We start from the raw sequence: 13,307 nt of genomic DNA on the forward strand, positions 1-13,307 counted from the left end.
AGACAAAATAGTCAGGCTGATTAATATCATACTGTTTTATTTCCATAGCCTGCTTATTAATTAATGATCAAGATACAGGTAGTGCATCCAACTGGTCATCCGTAATAACACTTTGCGCATCACCGAGACGTGGGCGAAGTGGTCGGAATAGATCGCTACCTGCGCAAAGATACCGTCAGGCAGGGAATCTATCTGCGGATTGGCATCCAGCTCAATCACCACCAGCACGCCATCGGAACCGGGCGTCAGGTTAAGCGACTGCAATGAACCCTGCGCCTGATAACCGCCACCGGGTACCACGGGCAGGACGCGAATTAATTTGCCCCTGAACACCTCGCCCGGTAACGCATTAAACACCGCTTCTGCTTCATCCCCAGGCTCAAGGCGCAGCAGCGAATTTTGCCTGAACTGAGCGATAATTTGCCGGGTCTGTTCGGGGACAAAAATCATCACCGGCCGCAACGGCAGCGCGGCAGCATAGGTGCCTGGGCGGATCAACACCTGCGTCACATAGCCGTTGCTCGGGGCGCGAACCACCGTTTGATCGAGGTTATATTTGGCTTCCGCCAGTTGGGCTCTGAGGCTGACAATCTGCGATTGCTCGCCGTTAACCTCACTGTCCAGCTGGCTCTTAATCTGCGCCTGCTCCGCCAGTGACCCTTTTACCAGCGCATCCTGCGCTAAAAAGTTTTGTCGCGCGGTGTCGATATCTCTTTCAGAGAACGGATTGACCTTGGCCTTACTGCCCCGCAGATAGCGCTGATAGTCTGTGAACAGGCGGTCGCGATCGGCGGTGGCATTAGAGGTATTGGCAATCGCTTCATCCAGTTGGCCCTTCATCGCCTGAGTATTATGGATGGCGCTGACCAGATCGGCCTGCAGCCGGTCTACCCGCGCCTGGAAGCGGGTATTGTCTATCTCAAAAAGCATTTCACCTTTTTCAATATGGACATTCTGTTTGTCGGTGACTTTAGTGACCACACCCGTCACCTGCGGCGTCACGGGGATGGTAATCACCGCTTTTTGCGCTAAGGAAGTATAAGGATGATTGTAATTCATCAGCAGAATCAATCCGCTAACCAGAAATACGCCGCCTAATACCGCCGTGGGCACGGTCCATTTATTGACCGGGATCTTGAAGATTTTAAATATGGACCAGGCAATCGCAACGTAGGTAAGAATAATGAGCAGATCCATAACATTACTCCTGCGGTGGCACGTTAACGTCAGGGTGTTTCTTCTCCAGCTCGGTTACGCGTCGCTGCAATTGCTGGATAACATCACTTTCATTCTGCATTCCCCAGCCCCTTTCAGGACGATACAGGGTGGCCCATATCCATAAAAAGGGCCAAATAACATGTAAGGTAAACAGGCTGACACAGCCGGCAACATGAATAGCATCGGCATGAGGATGATTACGTGATTTCGCTATCAGGTAGGGGATATCATGCAGGATAATAATCCCGTAAAAAATAACGATAAAAACGAACACCAGTACACCCAGCGCAAAGTAGTCAAGAAACATACTCGCCTCGAATGATGTGATTTAATTTGGCTTAAATATAGTCTTAACTTTACTGGCCAGCCATTAAATCTGAGCGCTTAATAATTTCGTCCCATTTTAAACCAGAGAAATTAATGGCCTTCACGACTATTTTTGACGGGTGATTCATATTTTGTTTGGTTAACCTTCTCTATACTCTGTGAGCCTGGCTACATTGTGTGGCTGTTTCTCTCCACATTGGGAGCATCATTATGATGGATTTACTCAGGGCGATTGGACTGGGATTAATGGTTCTGCTGCCACTTGCCAACCCCTTGACCACCGTGGTGCTGTTCCTCGGATTGGCGGGGGAGATGAGCAGTGCCGAACGCAATAAAGAAGCCATGATGGCTTCGCTGTATGTGTTTATTATCCTGATGGTGGCCTGGTATGCCGGGCAAATAGTGATGAATACCTTTGGCATTTCCATTCCGGGCCTGCGCATTGCCGGTGGCCTGATTGTCGCCTTTATCGGCTTTCGAATGCTGTTCCCACCGGCAAAGGGCGTCAGTTTACCTGAAGCGCAAAGTAAAGCCGATGAGATGGCGCGTGAACCCGAGGCCAGCATCGCATTTGTCCCGCTGGCGATGCCCAGCACGGCCGGTCCGGGCACCATTGCGATGGTGATCAGCTCTGCCTCAACCCTGCGTCATGGCGTTGATTTTCCGGAGTGGGTGATCTTTGCGGCACCACCGTTGATTTTTGTGTCGATAGGCGTGCTGCTGTGGATATGCTTGCGGAGTGCGGGTGGGGTGATGCGCGTATTGGGCAAAGGCGGAATTGAGGCCATTTCCCGTCTGATGGGCTTCCTGCTGATTTGCATGGGCGTGCAGTTTATCATCAACGGCATACTGGAAATCATCTCGACCTATCCAGCCAGCTGAAGCCACAAAAAAGGGCCGCTAAGCGGCCCTTTGCTGTCGGTTAACCTGCCGTCATCTGGCGGTCATCGACATATTTACGCTTGTCGGGTGCGGGCGGGAAATACTGATACAGCCAGGTTTCACTCAGCGTCTCGTCTTTGGTGCGCAGGAACAGGCGCAGATTCACCGGCTCCACCGAGTCACTGTTCGGATACCAGTCAAACAGAATACGGTAGCCGTCGATAGGCTCCACGTAGAGGATTTCAACCTGTTTGATGGTGCCTGAGGTGGTGGTAATCACCGGCTCGATGCCTTTCGGCGCGGCTGCTTTCAAATCGCCACCGACAAAGTCGACCGCGAAGCGACGTGCCCAGACGTCCGGATAGTGTTCGCCCGGTGCCCAACCTTCCGGGAAGCCGCCCATGCCGGTTCGGGTCGCGTTCACGCGGGACAGGCCGCTGCGCACCGGCGGCAGACCACTCCAGTAAAGTTTGTAACTGAAGCTGTGTTCGCTGCCGGCTTTAATCGCCTCTTCAGGACGCCAGAAGCAGACAATGTTATCCAGCGTTTCGCCCGTGGTCGGGATTTCCATCAGGTTAATGGCGCCTTTGCCCCATTTGCCGACCGGTTCAACCCACAGGCTTGGACGCTTGTTGTACCAGCCAATCACATCCTGATAATCCTGGAAGTCATGGTTGAGCTGCAACATACCAAAGCCGCGCGGATTCTCATCCTTGTAGGCGTTGTAGGTCAGACGCTGCGGGTTGTTCAGCGGGCGGCAGATCCACTCGCCACCACCGGTCCACATCGCCAGGCGATCGGAATCATGGATTTGCGGGTGGATGGTGTCGCACATGCGGCGTTCGTTGTTACCGCAGCTGAACATGGTGGTCATCGGCGCAATACCCATCTGCTCAATGTCTTTACGCGCATACAGGTGGTTTTCCACTTCCATCACCACGCGCTTATCTTCGCAGTGGACAATGAATTTGAATGCGCCGGTGCAGCTTTCGCCATCCAGCAAGGTGTAAACGGTGAAGGTGGTGTCATCTGCCTTCGGCGTTTCAAACCAGAACGCGGTGAAGTCAGGGAACTCTTCATGGCTGCCGAAGGTGTTGATCGCCACGCCACGCGCGGAAAGACCGTACTGATAGGTCTCATCAACGGCACGGAAGTAACTTGCGCCGAGGAAGGATACGATGTCCTTGCTGGCCAGCTCGGGTTTTTTAAACGCCCTGAAACCGGCAAAGCCCAAATCGGTTTTACCTTCCAGCTGTTTCATATCCACTTTGGCGTTGTTGTAGTTGAACAACTCCGGACGGAAGTGGATTTCACGGGCTTCACGGCTGGACGCATCGACAGAGAACATCCGCAGGCGGCGTTTGAAGCCCATGCCGACGTGGAAGAACTGAACGTCAAGCTCACGATTGGGAATGTCATTCCACAGTGAGTGGTTGGCGTCGTACTGAATTTCGTTATAAGCCTGCGGGGTCATGGTTGCCAGGGTTTCTGGCAGCGGTGCCGGAGCGCCACCGTAAGGTTTTTTCGCGAGGTCAGCCGCCATTTGCTTAAGCACGCCGAAATCAAATTTCTTCGCTGAGCCATCGGCGATATCGGTATCAGCCCAGGCAGCCTGTGCAAATAATGTCGATAAGCCGGACATGCCGCTTACCGTAGCGAAAGCCATTGAGGCTTTCATAAACATTCTTCGATTCATGCCAGAAGTCATTCCCTTTGCTGAACGGAGTTTGTAGAGACTGTCGTGGTGTTGCACACCGTCGCTGACGGGCAGCTTTGTCGACATATGCGTGATCTAAATCACAGCAAAGTAGGACAGTCCGTGAGATCAAAAATTCAGTTAGCAAAAAATTTATCAGATAAATCTAACAAAATCCCTGTTTTCCGCTGATAGCCGGCGCTTTTCAGCCCTTATCAGACGGTTCCTGTTTTGAAATGGCGTGATTTATCAGCGTGCCAACAAAGAATTTATGTAACGGGGCCTGACGATTAGCATGCCTCATCACCACAATCAGTTCGCGATAGAAGGTTAACTCGCCAAGCGGCAGAATGCGGACGTTTGCCGGGCGATCTGTCCACAATCCTGCCAGCGGCACCAGCGCAACGCCCAACTGCATCTCAACCATTTTGACGATGGCATCAATTTCATCAATCTCCAGCGCCAGCTGCGGATCGAGCCGCTGCTCGCGCAGGAACTGGCTGACCATCCGGCCGCCGAAAGAGGAGCGGTCATAGCGGATAAAGGGATGCTGGCGGATCAGCTCAACCACATCATCGCCTGCCACATCCGCTGGGGCGATCAGCACAAACGGCTCGCGCTGCACCGTCTCCGCGTACAGGTCTTTGGTCAGCGCGAAGCTGGGTTTGATGATCACCGCCAGATCGATATTGCCGGCGTCCACCTGGGTGAGCAGGCTGGAGGAGACGCCGGGGATCAGTTTGGTTTCCAGCGCGGGCGCCTGTTGATGCACGCTGACCAGCACGCCGGGCAGCAGGCCGGTTTGCACCGACGCGATAGCCCCAATCTTAATCGACCCGCGATACTCGGCCAGATTTTCGGGCTGAGCCATGCGGGCAAACAGCGTCAGGATCTCTTCCGCCATCGGCAAGACCCGCGTGCCATCAGCATTTAACGCCACGGCGCGGCCGGAACGGTCAAACAGCCGCATACCCAGCGCTTCCTCCAGCGTGCGCATTTGCGCGCTGACCGCCGATTGCGTCAGGCCAATACGCTGTCCGGCGGCGGAGAAAGTGCCAAACTGGCTGACCGCAACAAAGGTTTTCAGTTCACGTATCATGGTGTCCACTCAGCAAAATAATTGTTGAATCGTTGTAATAATATTCGCTTTTCACCAAAAATATTATCGTGAAGAATGGGGGTTCACAACGACCTTTCCTGATCCCCGGAGACTGCAATGGCCCTCAGCCCGTTCCATCTGGCAATACCTGTTCACGATCTTGCTGCTGCCCGCCATTTCTACGGCACCGTATTCAATCTTGCTGAAGGACGCTCCAGCGAACAATGGGTGGATTTTGACTTCTATGGACATCAGCTGGTGATCCATCAGGCACCGAAAAAGACCGCGCCAGATGCGGTTCACACTAACCACGTTGACGGCCACGGCGTGCCGGTGCCGCATTTCGGGCTGGTGCTGAGCTGGGAAGAGTGGGAGCAACTGGCCGCGCGGCTGCAGGACTTCCAGGTGAAGTTTGAGATTGAACCCTACGTGCGCTTTAAAGGGCAGGTGGGCGAACAGGCCACCATGTTCTTCTTCGATCCCTGTGGTAACGCGCTGGAGTTCAAGGCGTTCAAAGACATCCGCAGTATGTTCGCAAAATAGCCCGTTACCACTAAAGGCAACATTATCAGTCTATTCCTGGTCGTCTGAGCAAGCAGGTTGCTGAAAACTGTCTATAGTTATTTGAGATTCTTATTCGCACAAGGAGATGTTATGGCTAGAACGATTGCACCTGAAGAGAGCAGCCTGGACGACGACCTGGCGCTGTTGAGTGAAACGCTGGAAGAAGTGCTTAAATCTTCCGGAGATCCGGCAGACCAGAAATACATCGAGCTGAAAGCGAAAGCTGAGAAGTCGCTGAACGAGGTGAAGTCCCGCGTGAGCAACGCAACTGACACCTATTATGTTCGTGCGAAACAAGCCGTGTATCGTGCCGATGAATACGTGCATGAAAAACCGTGGCAGGGGATTGGCGTTGGTGCCACCCTGGGTCTGGTTGTAGGATTACTGCTGGCGCGCCGTTAAGGTCTGCGTCACCAGGCAAAAGTTGCGGGCGTCCTTCGGGGCGCCCGTTTTGTTTCCGCCCGCCAGGCCTGCTCTCACCTGGCCCAGATCAAACATTGATGTTGGCACGGCGGGTACACTGGCCTGACGTGAGTGTGTCTGGAATGCCCAATGTCATTTGCCTCCGCCTTAAACAACCTGCAACAGCAGCTTCGCGCTGTCACCGCATCTCAACCGGGTTTTCTGCGTCTGTCGGCGACGGTCACCGATCCTTCCGATGGCTTAGCCTGGCTGGACGCGCAGCCCGTATGGCCAAAGTTTTACTGGCAGCACCGCGGCGGCGAGCAAACGCTGATGGCGCTGGGCGAGGTTCAGCGCGCAGAGACGCTTCAGCAGGCCAGTCAGCTTCTGCGCGCGCTGCCGGCCGAAGGCTGTCTGGTGGGATCCAATGAATTTGCGCTACAGCATTGCTGTCTGTTCCTGCCACGCGTGTTATTGCGGGGCAACACCCTCAGCGTGTTCCTGCACGGTGTGCTGCGGGAAGAGGCCCAGGCCGCGATCGGGCTGATCGATAGCCTGCTGCCGGCACACCCTTTTGAGTCTCTTCCGCAACGGCTGAGCGCCTGCCAACACTTTCCGGATTCTGGCGGCTGGCACCAGCAGGTTGCGGCGGCGCTTGCCGCGATTCGTCAGGGCGATCTGGATAAGGTGGTGCTGGCGCGGGCCACCGATTTACACTTCACCCAGGCGGTTAATGCGGCCGCACTGCTTGATGCCAGCCGTCAGGCCAACCGCCACTGCTATCACTTTATGCTGGCGATCTCGCCGCAGCAGGCATTTCTCGGCTCCAGTCCCGAACAGCTTTTCCATCGACATGGGCTGGCGCTCAATACGGAGGCGCTGGCCGGAACCTGCGCTAACGCCAGCGACGCGCATCTGGCGCAGCAGCTGGGCGACGCGCTGTTAAACGATGAAAAGAACCGTCGGGAAAATGGCCTGGTGGTGGAAGATATCTGCCAGCGCCTGGAGTCGATTACGTCGGGTCTGGATGTGTCCCCGGCCCACGTTGTGCGGCTGCGTAAGGTGCAGCACCTTAAGCGCGAGATTCAGGGGCAGCTTTATCAGCAGGACGATATGGCGCTGCTGCAACGGCTGCAGCCTACCGCGGCGGTCGCCGGATTGCCGCGCCAGCCCGCTCAGCAGTTTATTCGCCAGCACGAACCGTTTTCACGCGGCTGGTATGCCGGATCGGTCGGCTGGTTATCGGCAGCAGAAAGTGAGTTTGCGGTTGCGCTGCGTTCGGCGCAGGTGTCAGGCAACAGCGTGCGATTGTATGCCGGGGCGGGGATCGTGGCCGGTTCAGAGGCCAGCCTTGAGTGGCAGGAGATCAATCAGAAGGCTGCCGGCCTGGCAAGCCTGCTCGGCGTGGAAATAGCGAGCGGATCCTGCCCCAAATCAAAATGACGACGCGGTGGCTCTTTTATACTGCCTGCCTGCTTTGGTCAGGAGTGGGCTATGTCACACAGTACCTTCAACCGCCGCTGGGCCGGCGTGATCCTTGAAGCGGTTTCACGCCATCAGGTTAAGCATGTCTGCATCGCGCCAGGTTCCCGTTCTGCACCGCTGACGCTGGCGGCCGCCAGCCGGGAAAAACTGATTTGCCACACCCACTTTGATGAACGCGGTCTCGGGCATCTGGCGCTGGGTCTGGCCAAATCGACTGGCCAGCCGGTGGCGATTATCGTCACCTCCGGTACCGCCGTTGCCAACCTCTATCCTGCCATTATTGAAGCCCGCCTGACCGGTGAGCGGCTGATTATCCTCAGCGCCGACCGCCCTGCAGAATTGCTTGATTGCGGCGCCAACCAGGCCATCGATCAAACCGGGCTGTTTGCCAGCCACGCCGTTTCCCTGAACCTTCCCCGTCCGACGCCCGATATTGCCGCCAGCTGGCTGGTGTCGGCCATTGACTCGCTGCTCGGCCAGCAGGAATGTGGTGCCGTGCAGATTAACTGCCCGTTTGCGGAACCCTTATACGGCGGCGATCCGGAGGCGTATCAGCACTGGCAGGAGGCATTGGGTGACTGGTGGCAGGATGACGGTCCCTGGTTACAGCAGGTGGCCGCCCGAGCGACCCCTCTAATGCCGGAATGGTCGCGCTGGCGTCAGGCGCGCGGCGTGGTGATTGCCGGGAAAATGTCGCCGCAAGAGGGCATTGCCGTGGCCCGTTGGGCCAGCGAGCTGGGCTGGCCGCTGATTGCCGATGTGCAGTCCCACTGCGGTCAGCCGCTGCCTGCTGCGGAGATCTGGTTACAGCATCCGCAGGCGATTGAGGGGCTTTCAGCGGCGCAAATTGTGGTGCAGTTTGGCAGCCACCTGACCGGTAAAGCGTTATGCCGCTGGCTGGCGACAGCGAAACCTGAGCAGTTCTGGCTGATTGAAGCCATGCCGCCGCGGCGCGATCCGGCTCATCACCGTGGCAGCCGCATCGTGGCCGATATCCGCCAGTGGCTGACAGCGCATCCGGCGTCGCCTCAGTCGGCCTGGTGCCCGGCGCTTGCCGATCGGGTGAAGACGCTGACCGCCAGCCTTAACCCGCCGTTGTTTAGCGAGGCCGGGCTGGCAGCAAACCTGGCCGCTTTGCTACCCGAACAGGGCGTTTTGTTTCTCGGTAACAGCCTGACTATCCGGCTGGTGGATGCTTTTGCCCAGCTGCCGCCGGGCTATCCGGTGTTTGCCAACCGTGGCGCCAGCGGCATCGACGGATTGCTGGCCACCGCCGCCGGGGTTCAGCGCGGCAGCAGAAAACCGCTGCTGGCAATCGTTGGAGACATCTCAGCCCTTTACGACCTGAACAGCCTGGCGCTGTTGCGGCTGGCCAGCGCGCCGGTGGTGCTGATCGTCATCAATAACGCGGGCGGCCAGATATTTTCGCTGCTGCCAACGCCCGAAGCGGAAAGAGAGCGCTTCTTTTTAATGCCGCAGCAGGTCGATTTTGCTGCCGCCGCGCAGTTGTTTGGGCTCGACTTTCACCGGCCCGCGAATGCTCAGGAGCTGACCGCGGCGCTAGAACAAGGCTGGCGAGGACAGGCAACGCTGATTGAACTGCAGGTAGATAGCGCCGAAGGCGCACAGGCCCTGGCCGCTGCCGGGATGGGAGGTTATCGATGATCCTGCATGCCTGCTGGCAGGGTAAGCGCCGACCCGATCGGCCGGTGCTGGTCTGGCTGCACGGCTTGCTGGGAAGCGCCAGAGACTGGCAGCCGGTGCAGTCGCTGCTGGCGGACTGGCCGCAGCTGGCGATCGACCTGCCGGGGCACGGAGGATCGCAGGCACATCCGGTCTGCGGCTTTGAACCGCTTTCAGAAAGCATTAATCAGACGCTGTGCCGTTATCACGTTGGGCGTTACTGGCTGATAGGGTATTCGCTGGGCGGTCGGGTGGCGCTGTATCACGCCTGCCGCCATGCCGGTTCTGCGCTGCAGGGACTGGTGGTTGAAGGGGCGCATTTTGGCCTGAACAACCCGGCTCAACGTCAGCAACGTCAGGCGCAGGATGCCCGTTGGGCGGAAGACTTTCGCACTCTGCCGTTAGCGCAAACGCTTGATGCCTGGTATCGCCAGCCCATTTTTGCCGAACTGACCGGGCAGCAACGGGCCGCGCTGATCGCCTCACGTAGCGGTAATCACCCCGCAGCGATCGCCGCGATGCTGCAGGCAACCTCACTCTCTCAGCAGCCCAGTTTACTGGCCGAACTCCGCCATTTTCAGCGGCCCTTCAGCTATTTCTGCGGCGAACATGACCAGAAATTTCGCCAGCTTGCCCGGCAGGCTTCACTTCCCTGTACCCCGATTCCTGCGGCGGGCCATAACGCTCACCGTGAAAATCCTGTCGCCTTTGCCGGACTGCTGGCACAGCGGCTTCATTCTGAGGAGCACCGATGATTTATCCCGACGACGACCTGCTTTATGCCCCGGTTGAGTGGCAGGACTCTGCGCAGCCTTTCAGCGATATTCGCTATCACAAATCCGCTGATGGCATCGCCAAAATCACCCTTAATCGCCCCGAAGTGCGCAATGCCTTCCGGCCCCAGACGGTGAAGGAGCTGATGATTGCCCTGAATGATGCCCGTCATGACGAGCAGGTTGGGGTGATTGTGCTGACCGGTGAAGGAAACGAGGCCTTCTGCGCCGGTGGCGATCAGAAAGTGCGCGGCAACTACGGCGGTTATCAGGATGAGTCCGGCGTGCATCACCTGAACGTGCTGGATTTTCAGCGGCAAATCCGCACCTCCCCCAAACCGGTAGTGGCGATGGTGGCGGGCTATGCGGTGGGAGGCGGCCATGTGCTGCATATGCTCTGCGATCTGACTATTGCGGCGGACAATGCCCGGTTCGGTCAGACCGGGCCAAAGGTCGGATCGTTTGACGGCGGCTGGGGCGCGGCCTATATGGCGCGCATTGTCGGGCAGAAGAAGGCGCGCGAAATCTGGTTCCTGTGCCGGATGTACAATGCGCAGCAGGCGCTGGAGATGGGTCTCATCAATACCGTGGTGCCGTTAGCCGATCTGGAAAAGGAAACGGTGCGCTGGTGCCGTGAAATGCTGCAAAACAGTCCGATGGCGCTGCGCTGTCTGAAGGCGGCGCTGAATGCCGATTGCGATGGCCAGGCCGGGTTGCAGGAGCTGGCCGGTAACGCCACCATGCTGTTTTATATGACCGAAGAAGGGCAGGAAGGGCGCAACGCGTTCAACCAGAAGCGTCAGCCAGACTTCAGTCAATTTAAGCGCAATCCCTGATGCGCCGCGCGGGGGTGTATGGCTGGGAAATCCCGCTGGACGCCGGCGTGGTGCTGCGCGACCGCCGGCTTAAAACCCGCTCAGGCCTGCTGGTCAGGCTGACGGAGGCGGGCCGCGAAGGCTGGGGCGAAATCTCGCCGCTGCCGGGGTTCAGCACCGAGTCGCTCGATGACGCCCGGCATGCCACGCTGGTCTGGCTGGCAGCCTGGTGTCGGGGCGAAAATCAGGCGGACTGTCCTTTGCCGTCGGTGGCGTTCGGTCTGAGCTGTGCGCAGGCAGAACTGGGCGGTCAGCTGCCGGAGGAGGGCAACTTTAACAGTGCGCTACTGTGCGTGGGCGATCCCGACGATCTCTTTCTGCGTCTGCAGCAACAGGCCGAGCCGCTGGCGAAAATGAAGGTTGGCCTGTACGAGGCGGTGCGCGACGGTTTGATGGTTAATCTGCTGCTGGAAGCCCTTCCTGCGCTTACGTTAAGGCTGGATGCTAACCGCAGCTGGAGCCTGGAGAAAGCGCTGACCTTCGCGCGTTATGTGCCTGAACAGCTGCGTTCCCGTATCGCTTTCCTCGAAGAACCCTGCCGCGATCCGCAGGATTCCAGGCGTTTTGCCGCTGAAACCGGTATTGCTATCGCCTGGGATGAAAGCACCCGCGATGCCGGCTTCCAGCCACGGGCAGAACCGCAGGTCAGCGCCGTGATCCTTAAACCCACGCTGCTCGGCAGCCTGCAGAAAGTGCGCGCGATGGCGCAACAGGCACAGCAGGCTGGATTAACGGTGGTGATCAGTTCGTCTCTGGAGTCGAGCCTCGGCCTGACGCAGCTGGCACGCATCGCACAGGGGTTAACGCCCGGCACCACGCCCGGGCTGGATACCTTGAATCTGATGCAACATCAGCTGGTGCGCCGCTGGCCGGGCTGCGAACTGCCGCTAATCGCTTCAGGCGCGTTGGAGGTGATATGGCAGCATTAAGCGACTGGCCGTGGCGGCACTGGGCAAAGCAGCAGCCTGATGAACCCGCGCTGATCAATCAGGGTGCCGCGTTCAGCTGGTCGCAGCTGGCCGATCAGATCGACCAGCTTGCCACTGGATTGATGCAGCAGGGCGTGCGCAGCGGGTGTGGTGTGGTTCTGAAAGCGCGTAACAGCCAGCCCGCTTTACTGGCGTATCTGGCCCTGCTGCAGTGTGGCGCGCGGGTGATACCGCTAAACCCTCAACTTCCTGCCACGCAACTGGCGGTGATCCTTCCCGCACTGAACGCTGATTTCGCCCTGTCGCTGGACGGTGAACCTGTGGCGGACATGGTCCCGTTGCGGTGGGTCGTTGCCAACGGATCGCCACGGCATCAATGGGACGATCGGCAGATCGCCACGCTCACCTTAACCTCCGGCTCCAGCGGGCAGCCTAAAGCGGCAGCGCATACCTTTGCGGCGCACCTTGCCAGCGCGGCAGGGGTGGTGGACGCGATGAATTTTACCCGGCAGGACCGCTGGCTGCTCTCTTTGCCGCTGTTTCATGTTTCCGGCCAGGGCATTGTCTGGCGCTGGCTACGGCGCGGGGCGGGCCTGGTGCTGGCGGATGGCCTCTCGTTGCACCAGGCGCTGGAACACTGCACCTTTGCCTCGCTGGTGCCGACCCAGCTCTGGCGCCTGCTGCAACAGCCAGAGCTTCCGGGCCGTTTGCGCAATGTGCTGCTGGGCGGCGCGGCAATCCCGCAGAGCTTAACGCAACAGGCAGAGGCGCGCGGCATTGCCTGCTGGTGTGGCTACGGCCTGACCGAAACCGCCTCGACGGTGGCGGCAAAGCGGGCCGATAAGCGAAGTGGCGTAGGGCTGGCGTTGGCAGGGCATCAGATCAGGATCAGAAACGGCGAGGTGCAGCTGAAATCACCGGCGCTGGCCTGTGGCTACTGGCATGATGGCGAACTGTTGCCTTTAACCGATGCGGATGGCTGGTTTGCCAGCAGAGATGGCGGGCACCTTGAACAGGGGGAACTGGTATTAACCGGACGGCTGGACAACCAGTTTTTCTCGGCAGGTGAGGGGATCCAGCCGGAGCAGATTGAGTCACTGTTGATGTCACATCCGGCGGTCAGCCAGGCGTTTATCGTGCCGCGCGAGGATCGGGAGTTTGGTCAGCGACCGGTGGCGCTGGTGGCGATGACGGCGGATTTACCGTTGACGGCATTAGCCGAATGGGCAAAAGGGCGGCTGGCCGGATTTCAGCGTCCGGTAAGCTGGTATCCGTTGCCCGAACTGGATAGCGGCGGCATCAAGCTTTCCCGTCAGCGCTTGACGCAATGGGTCGCGCAGCAGGAAAAAGGGCGGCAGTAAGCCGCCCCTGTCC

Annotated in this window: 13 protein-coding genes; 9 read left to right on the forward strand and 4 right to left on the reverse strand. The window is 58.2% G+C overall.

The annotated features are described in order from the left end of the window. Positions 1–60: 60 nt before the first annotated feature. The gene (locus ACXKZG_RS07050; RefSeq protein ID WP_013203076.1) at positions 61–1,197 is read right to left on the reverse strand and encodes an HlyD family secretion protein; all 1,137 of its coding nucleotides are present in this window, start codon (positions 1,195–1,197) and stop codon (positions 61–63) included. A 4-nt stretch (positions 1,198–1,201) separates the two neighbouring features. Then, the gene (locus ACXKZG_RS07055) at positions 1,202–1,525 is read right to left on the reverse strand and encodes a DUF3302 domain-containing protein (protein ID WP_488875892.1); all 324 of its coding nucleotides are present in this window, start codon (positions 1,523–1,525) and stop codon (positions 1,202–1,204) included. 230 nt (positions 1,526–1,755) lie between these two features. Between ACXKZG_RS07055 and ACXKZG_RS07060 the strand changes: the two genes are divergently transcribed. Continuing rightward, positions 1,756–2,427 carry a MarC family NAAT transporter gene (locus ACXKZG_RS07060; protein ID WP_013203074.1) on the forward strand — a complete coding sequence of 224 codons (672 nt, stop codon included), beginning with the start codon at positions 1,756–1,758 and terminating at the stop codon, positions 2,425–2,427. 40 nt (positions 2,428–2,467) lie between these two features. Here ACXKZG_RS07060 and ACXKZG_RS07065 read toward each other — a convergent pair whose 3' ends face one another. Both ACXKZG_RS07065 and ACXKZG_RS07070 read right to left on the reverse strand, forming a co-directional pair. After that, positions 2,468–4,123: a glucan biosynthesis protein D gene (locus ACXKZG_RS07065; protein WP_488875893.1), complete on the reverse strand. Its 1,656-nt coding sequence runs from the start codon at positions 4,121–4,123 to the stop codon at positions 2,468–2,470. Between the two features lie 205 nt (positions 4,124–4,328). Next, positions 4,329–5,222 carry a LysR family transcriptional regulator gene (locus ACXKZG_RS07070; RefSeq protein ID WP_013203072.1) on the reverse strand — a complete coding sequence of 298 codons (894 nt, stop codon included), beginning with the start codon at positions 5,220–5,222 and terminating at the stop codon, positions 4,329–4,331. A 117-nt stretch (positions 5,223–5,339) separates the two neighbouring features. Between ACXKZG_RS07070 and ACXKZG_RS07075 the strand changes: the two genes are divergently transcribed. The 8 genes from ACXKZG_RS07075 to menE all read left to right on the forward strand — a co-directional run bounded on the left by ACXKZG_RS07075 (position 5,340) and on the right by menE (position 13,294). After that, positions 5,340–5,765: a VOC family protein gene (locus ACXKZG_RS07075; RefSeq protein WP_488875894.1), complete on the forward strand. Its 426-nt coding sequence runs from the start codon at positions 5,340–5,342 to the stop codon at positions 5,763–5,765. A 111-nt stretch (positions 5,766–5,876) separates the two neighbouring features. Then, entirely contained in the window at positions 5,877–6,188 is a 312-nt protein-coding gene (gene elaB, locus ACXKZG_RS07080) for a stress response protein ElaB (protein WP_013203070.1), read from the forward strand. A 150-nt stretch (positions 6,189–6,338) separates the two neighbouring features. Then, positions 6,339–7,631 (forward strand): isochorismate synthase, encoded by a 1,293-nt coding sequence (locus ACXKZG_RS07085; RefSeq protein WP_488875895.1) that lies wholly within the window; start codon positions 6,339–6,341, stop codon positions 7,629–7,631. A 51-nt stretch (positions 7,632–7,682) separates the two neighbouring features. Continuing rightward, positions 7,683–9,338, forward strand: coding sequence for a 2-succinyl-5-enolpyruvyl-6-hydroxy-3-cyclohexene-1-carboxylic-acid synthase (gene menD / locus ACXKZG_RS07090; protein ID WP_488875896.1), 1,656 nt, complete (start codon positions 7,683–7,685; stop codon positions 9,336–9,338). Beyond that, positions 9,335–10,111, forward strand: a complete 777-nt coding sequence (gene menH / locus ACXKZG_RS07095) for a 2-succinyl-6-hydroxy-2,4-cyclohexadiene-1-carboxylate synthase (protein WP_488875897.1) — start codon at positions 9,335–9,337, stop codon at positions 10,109–10,111. Before menD ends, menH begins: the two co-directional genes overlap by 4 nt. After that, positions 10,108–10,965 (forward strand): 1,4-dihydroxy-2-naphthoyl-CoA synthase, encoded by an 858-nt coding sequence (menB, locus tag ACXKZG_RS07100; protein ID WP_488875898.1) that lies wholly within the window; start codon positions 10,108–10,110, stop codon positions 10,963–10,965. Before menH ends, menB begins: the two co-directional genes overlap by 4 nt. Beyond that, positions 10,965–11,933, forward strand: coding sequence for an o-succinylbenzoate synthase (gene menC, locus ACXKZG_RS07105; RefSeq protein WP_488875899.1), 969 nt, complete (start codon positions 10,965–10,967; stop codon positions 11,931–11,933). Before menB ends, menC begins: the two co-directional genes overlap by 1 nt. After that, the gene (menE, locus tag ACXKZG_RS07110) at positions 11,921–13,294 is read left to right on the forward strand and encodes an o-succinylbenzoate--CoA ligase (protein WP_488875900.1); all 1,374 of its coding nucleotides are present in this window, start codon (positions 11,921–11,923) and stop codon (positions 13,292–13,294) included. Before menC ends, menE begins: the two co-directional genes overlap by 13 nt. Positions 13,295–13,307: the final 13 nt, after the last annotated feature.

Source organism: Erwinia sp. 2186, assembly GCF_057812255.1.

What these genes read in the sequence shown, in the direction of transcription:
- ACXKZG_RS07050 (WP_013203076.1), bottom strand. Translation starts at nt 1,197, where the DNA reads ATGGATCTGCTCATTATTCTTACCTACGTTGCGATTGCCTGGTCCATA.
- ACXKZG_RS07055 (WP_488875892.1), bottom strand. Translation starts at nt 1,525, where the DNA reads ATGTTTCTTGACTACTTTGCGCTGGGTGTACTGGTGTTCGTTTTTATC.
- ACXKZG_RS07060 (WP_013203074.1), top strand. Translation starts at nt 1,756, where the DNA reads ATGATGGATTTACTCAGGGCGATTGGACTGGGATTAATGGTTCTGCTG.
- ACXKZG_RS07065 (WP_488875893.1), bottom strand. Translation starts at nt 4,123, where the DNA reads ATGAATCGAAGAATGTTTATGAAAGCCTCAATGGCTTTCGCTACGGTA.
- ACXKZG_RS07070 (WP_013203072.1), bottom strand. Translation starts at nt 5,222, where the DNA reads ATGATACGTGAACTGAAAACCTTTGTTGCGGTCAGCCAGTTTGGCACT.
- ACXKZG_RS07075 (WP_488875894.1), top strand. Translation starts at nt 5,340, where the DNA reads ATGGCCCTCAGCCCGTTCCATCTGGCAATACCTGTTCACGATCTTGCT.
- elaB (WP_013203070.1), top strand. Translation starts at nt 5,877, where the DNA reads ATGGCTAGAACGATTGCACCTGAAGAGAGCAGCCTGGACGACGACCTG.
- ACXKZG_RS07085 (WP_488875895.1), top strand. Translation starts at nt 6,339, where the DNA reads ATGTCATTTGCCTCCGCCTTAAACAACCTGCAACAGCAGCTTCGCGCT.
- menD (WP_488875896.1), top strand. Translation starts at nt 7,683, where the DNA reads ATGTCACACAGTACCTTCAACCGCCGCTGGGCCGGCGTGATCCTTGAA.
- menH (WP_488875897.1), top strand. Translation starts at nt 9,335, where the DNA reads ATGATCCTGCATGCCTGCTGGCAGGGTAAGCGCCGACCCGATCGGCCG.
- menB (WP_488875898.1), top strand. Translation starts at nt 10,108, where the DNA reads ATGATTTATCCCGACGACGACCTGCTTTATGCCCCGGTTGAGTGGCAG.
- menC (WP_488875899.1), top strand. Translation starts at nt 10,965, where the DNA reads ATGCGCCGCGCGGGGGTGTATGGCTGGGAAATCCCGCTGGACGCCGGC.
- menE (WP_488875900.1), top strand. Translation starts at nt 11,921, where the DNA reads ATGGCAGCATTAAGCGACTGGCCGTGGCGGCACTGGGCAAAGCAGCAG.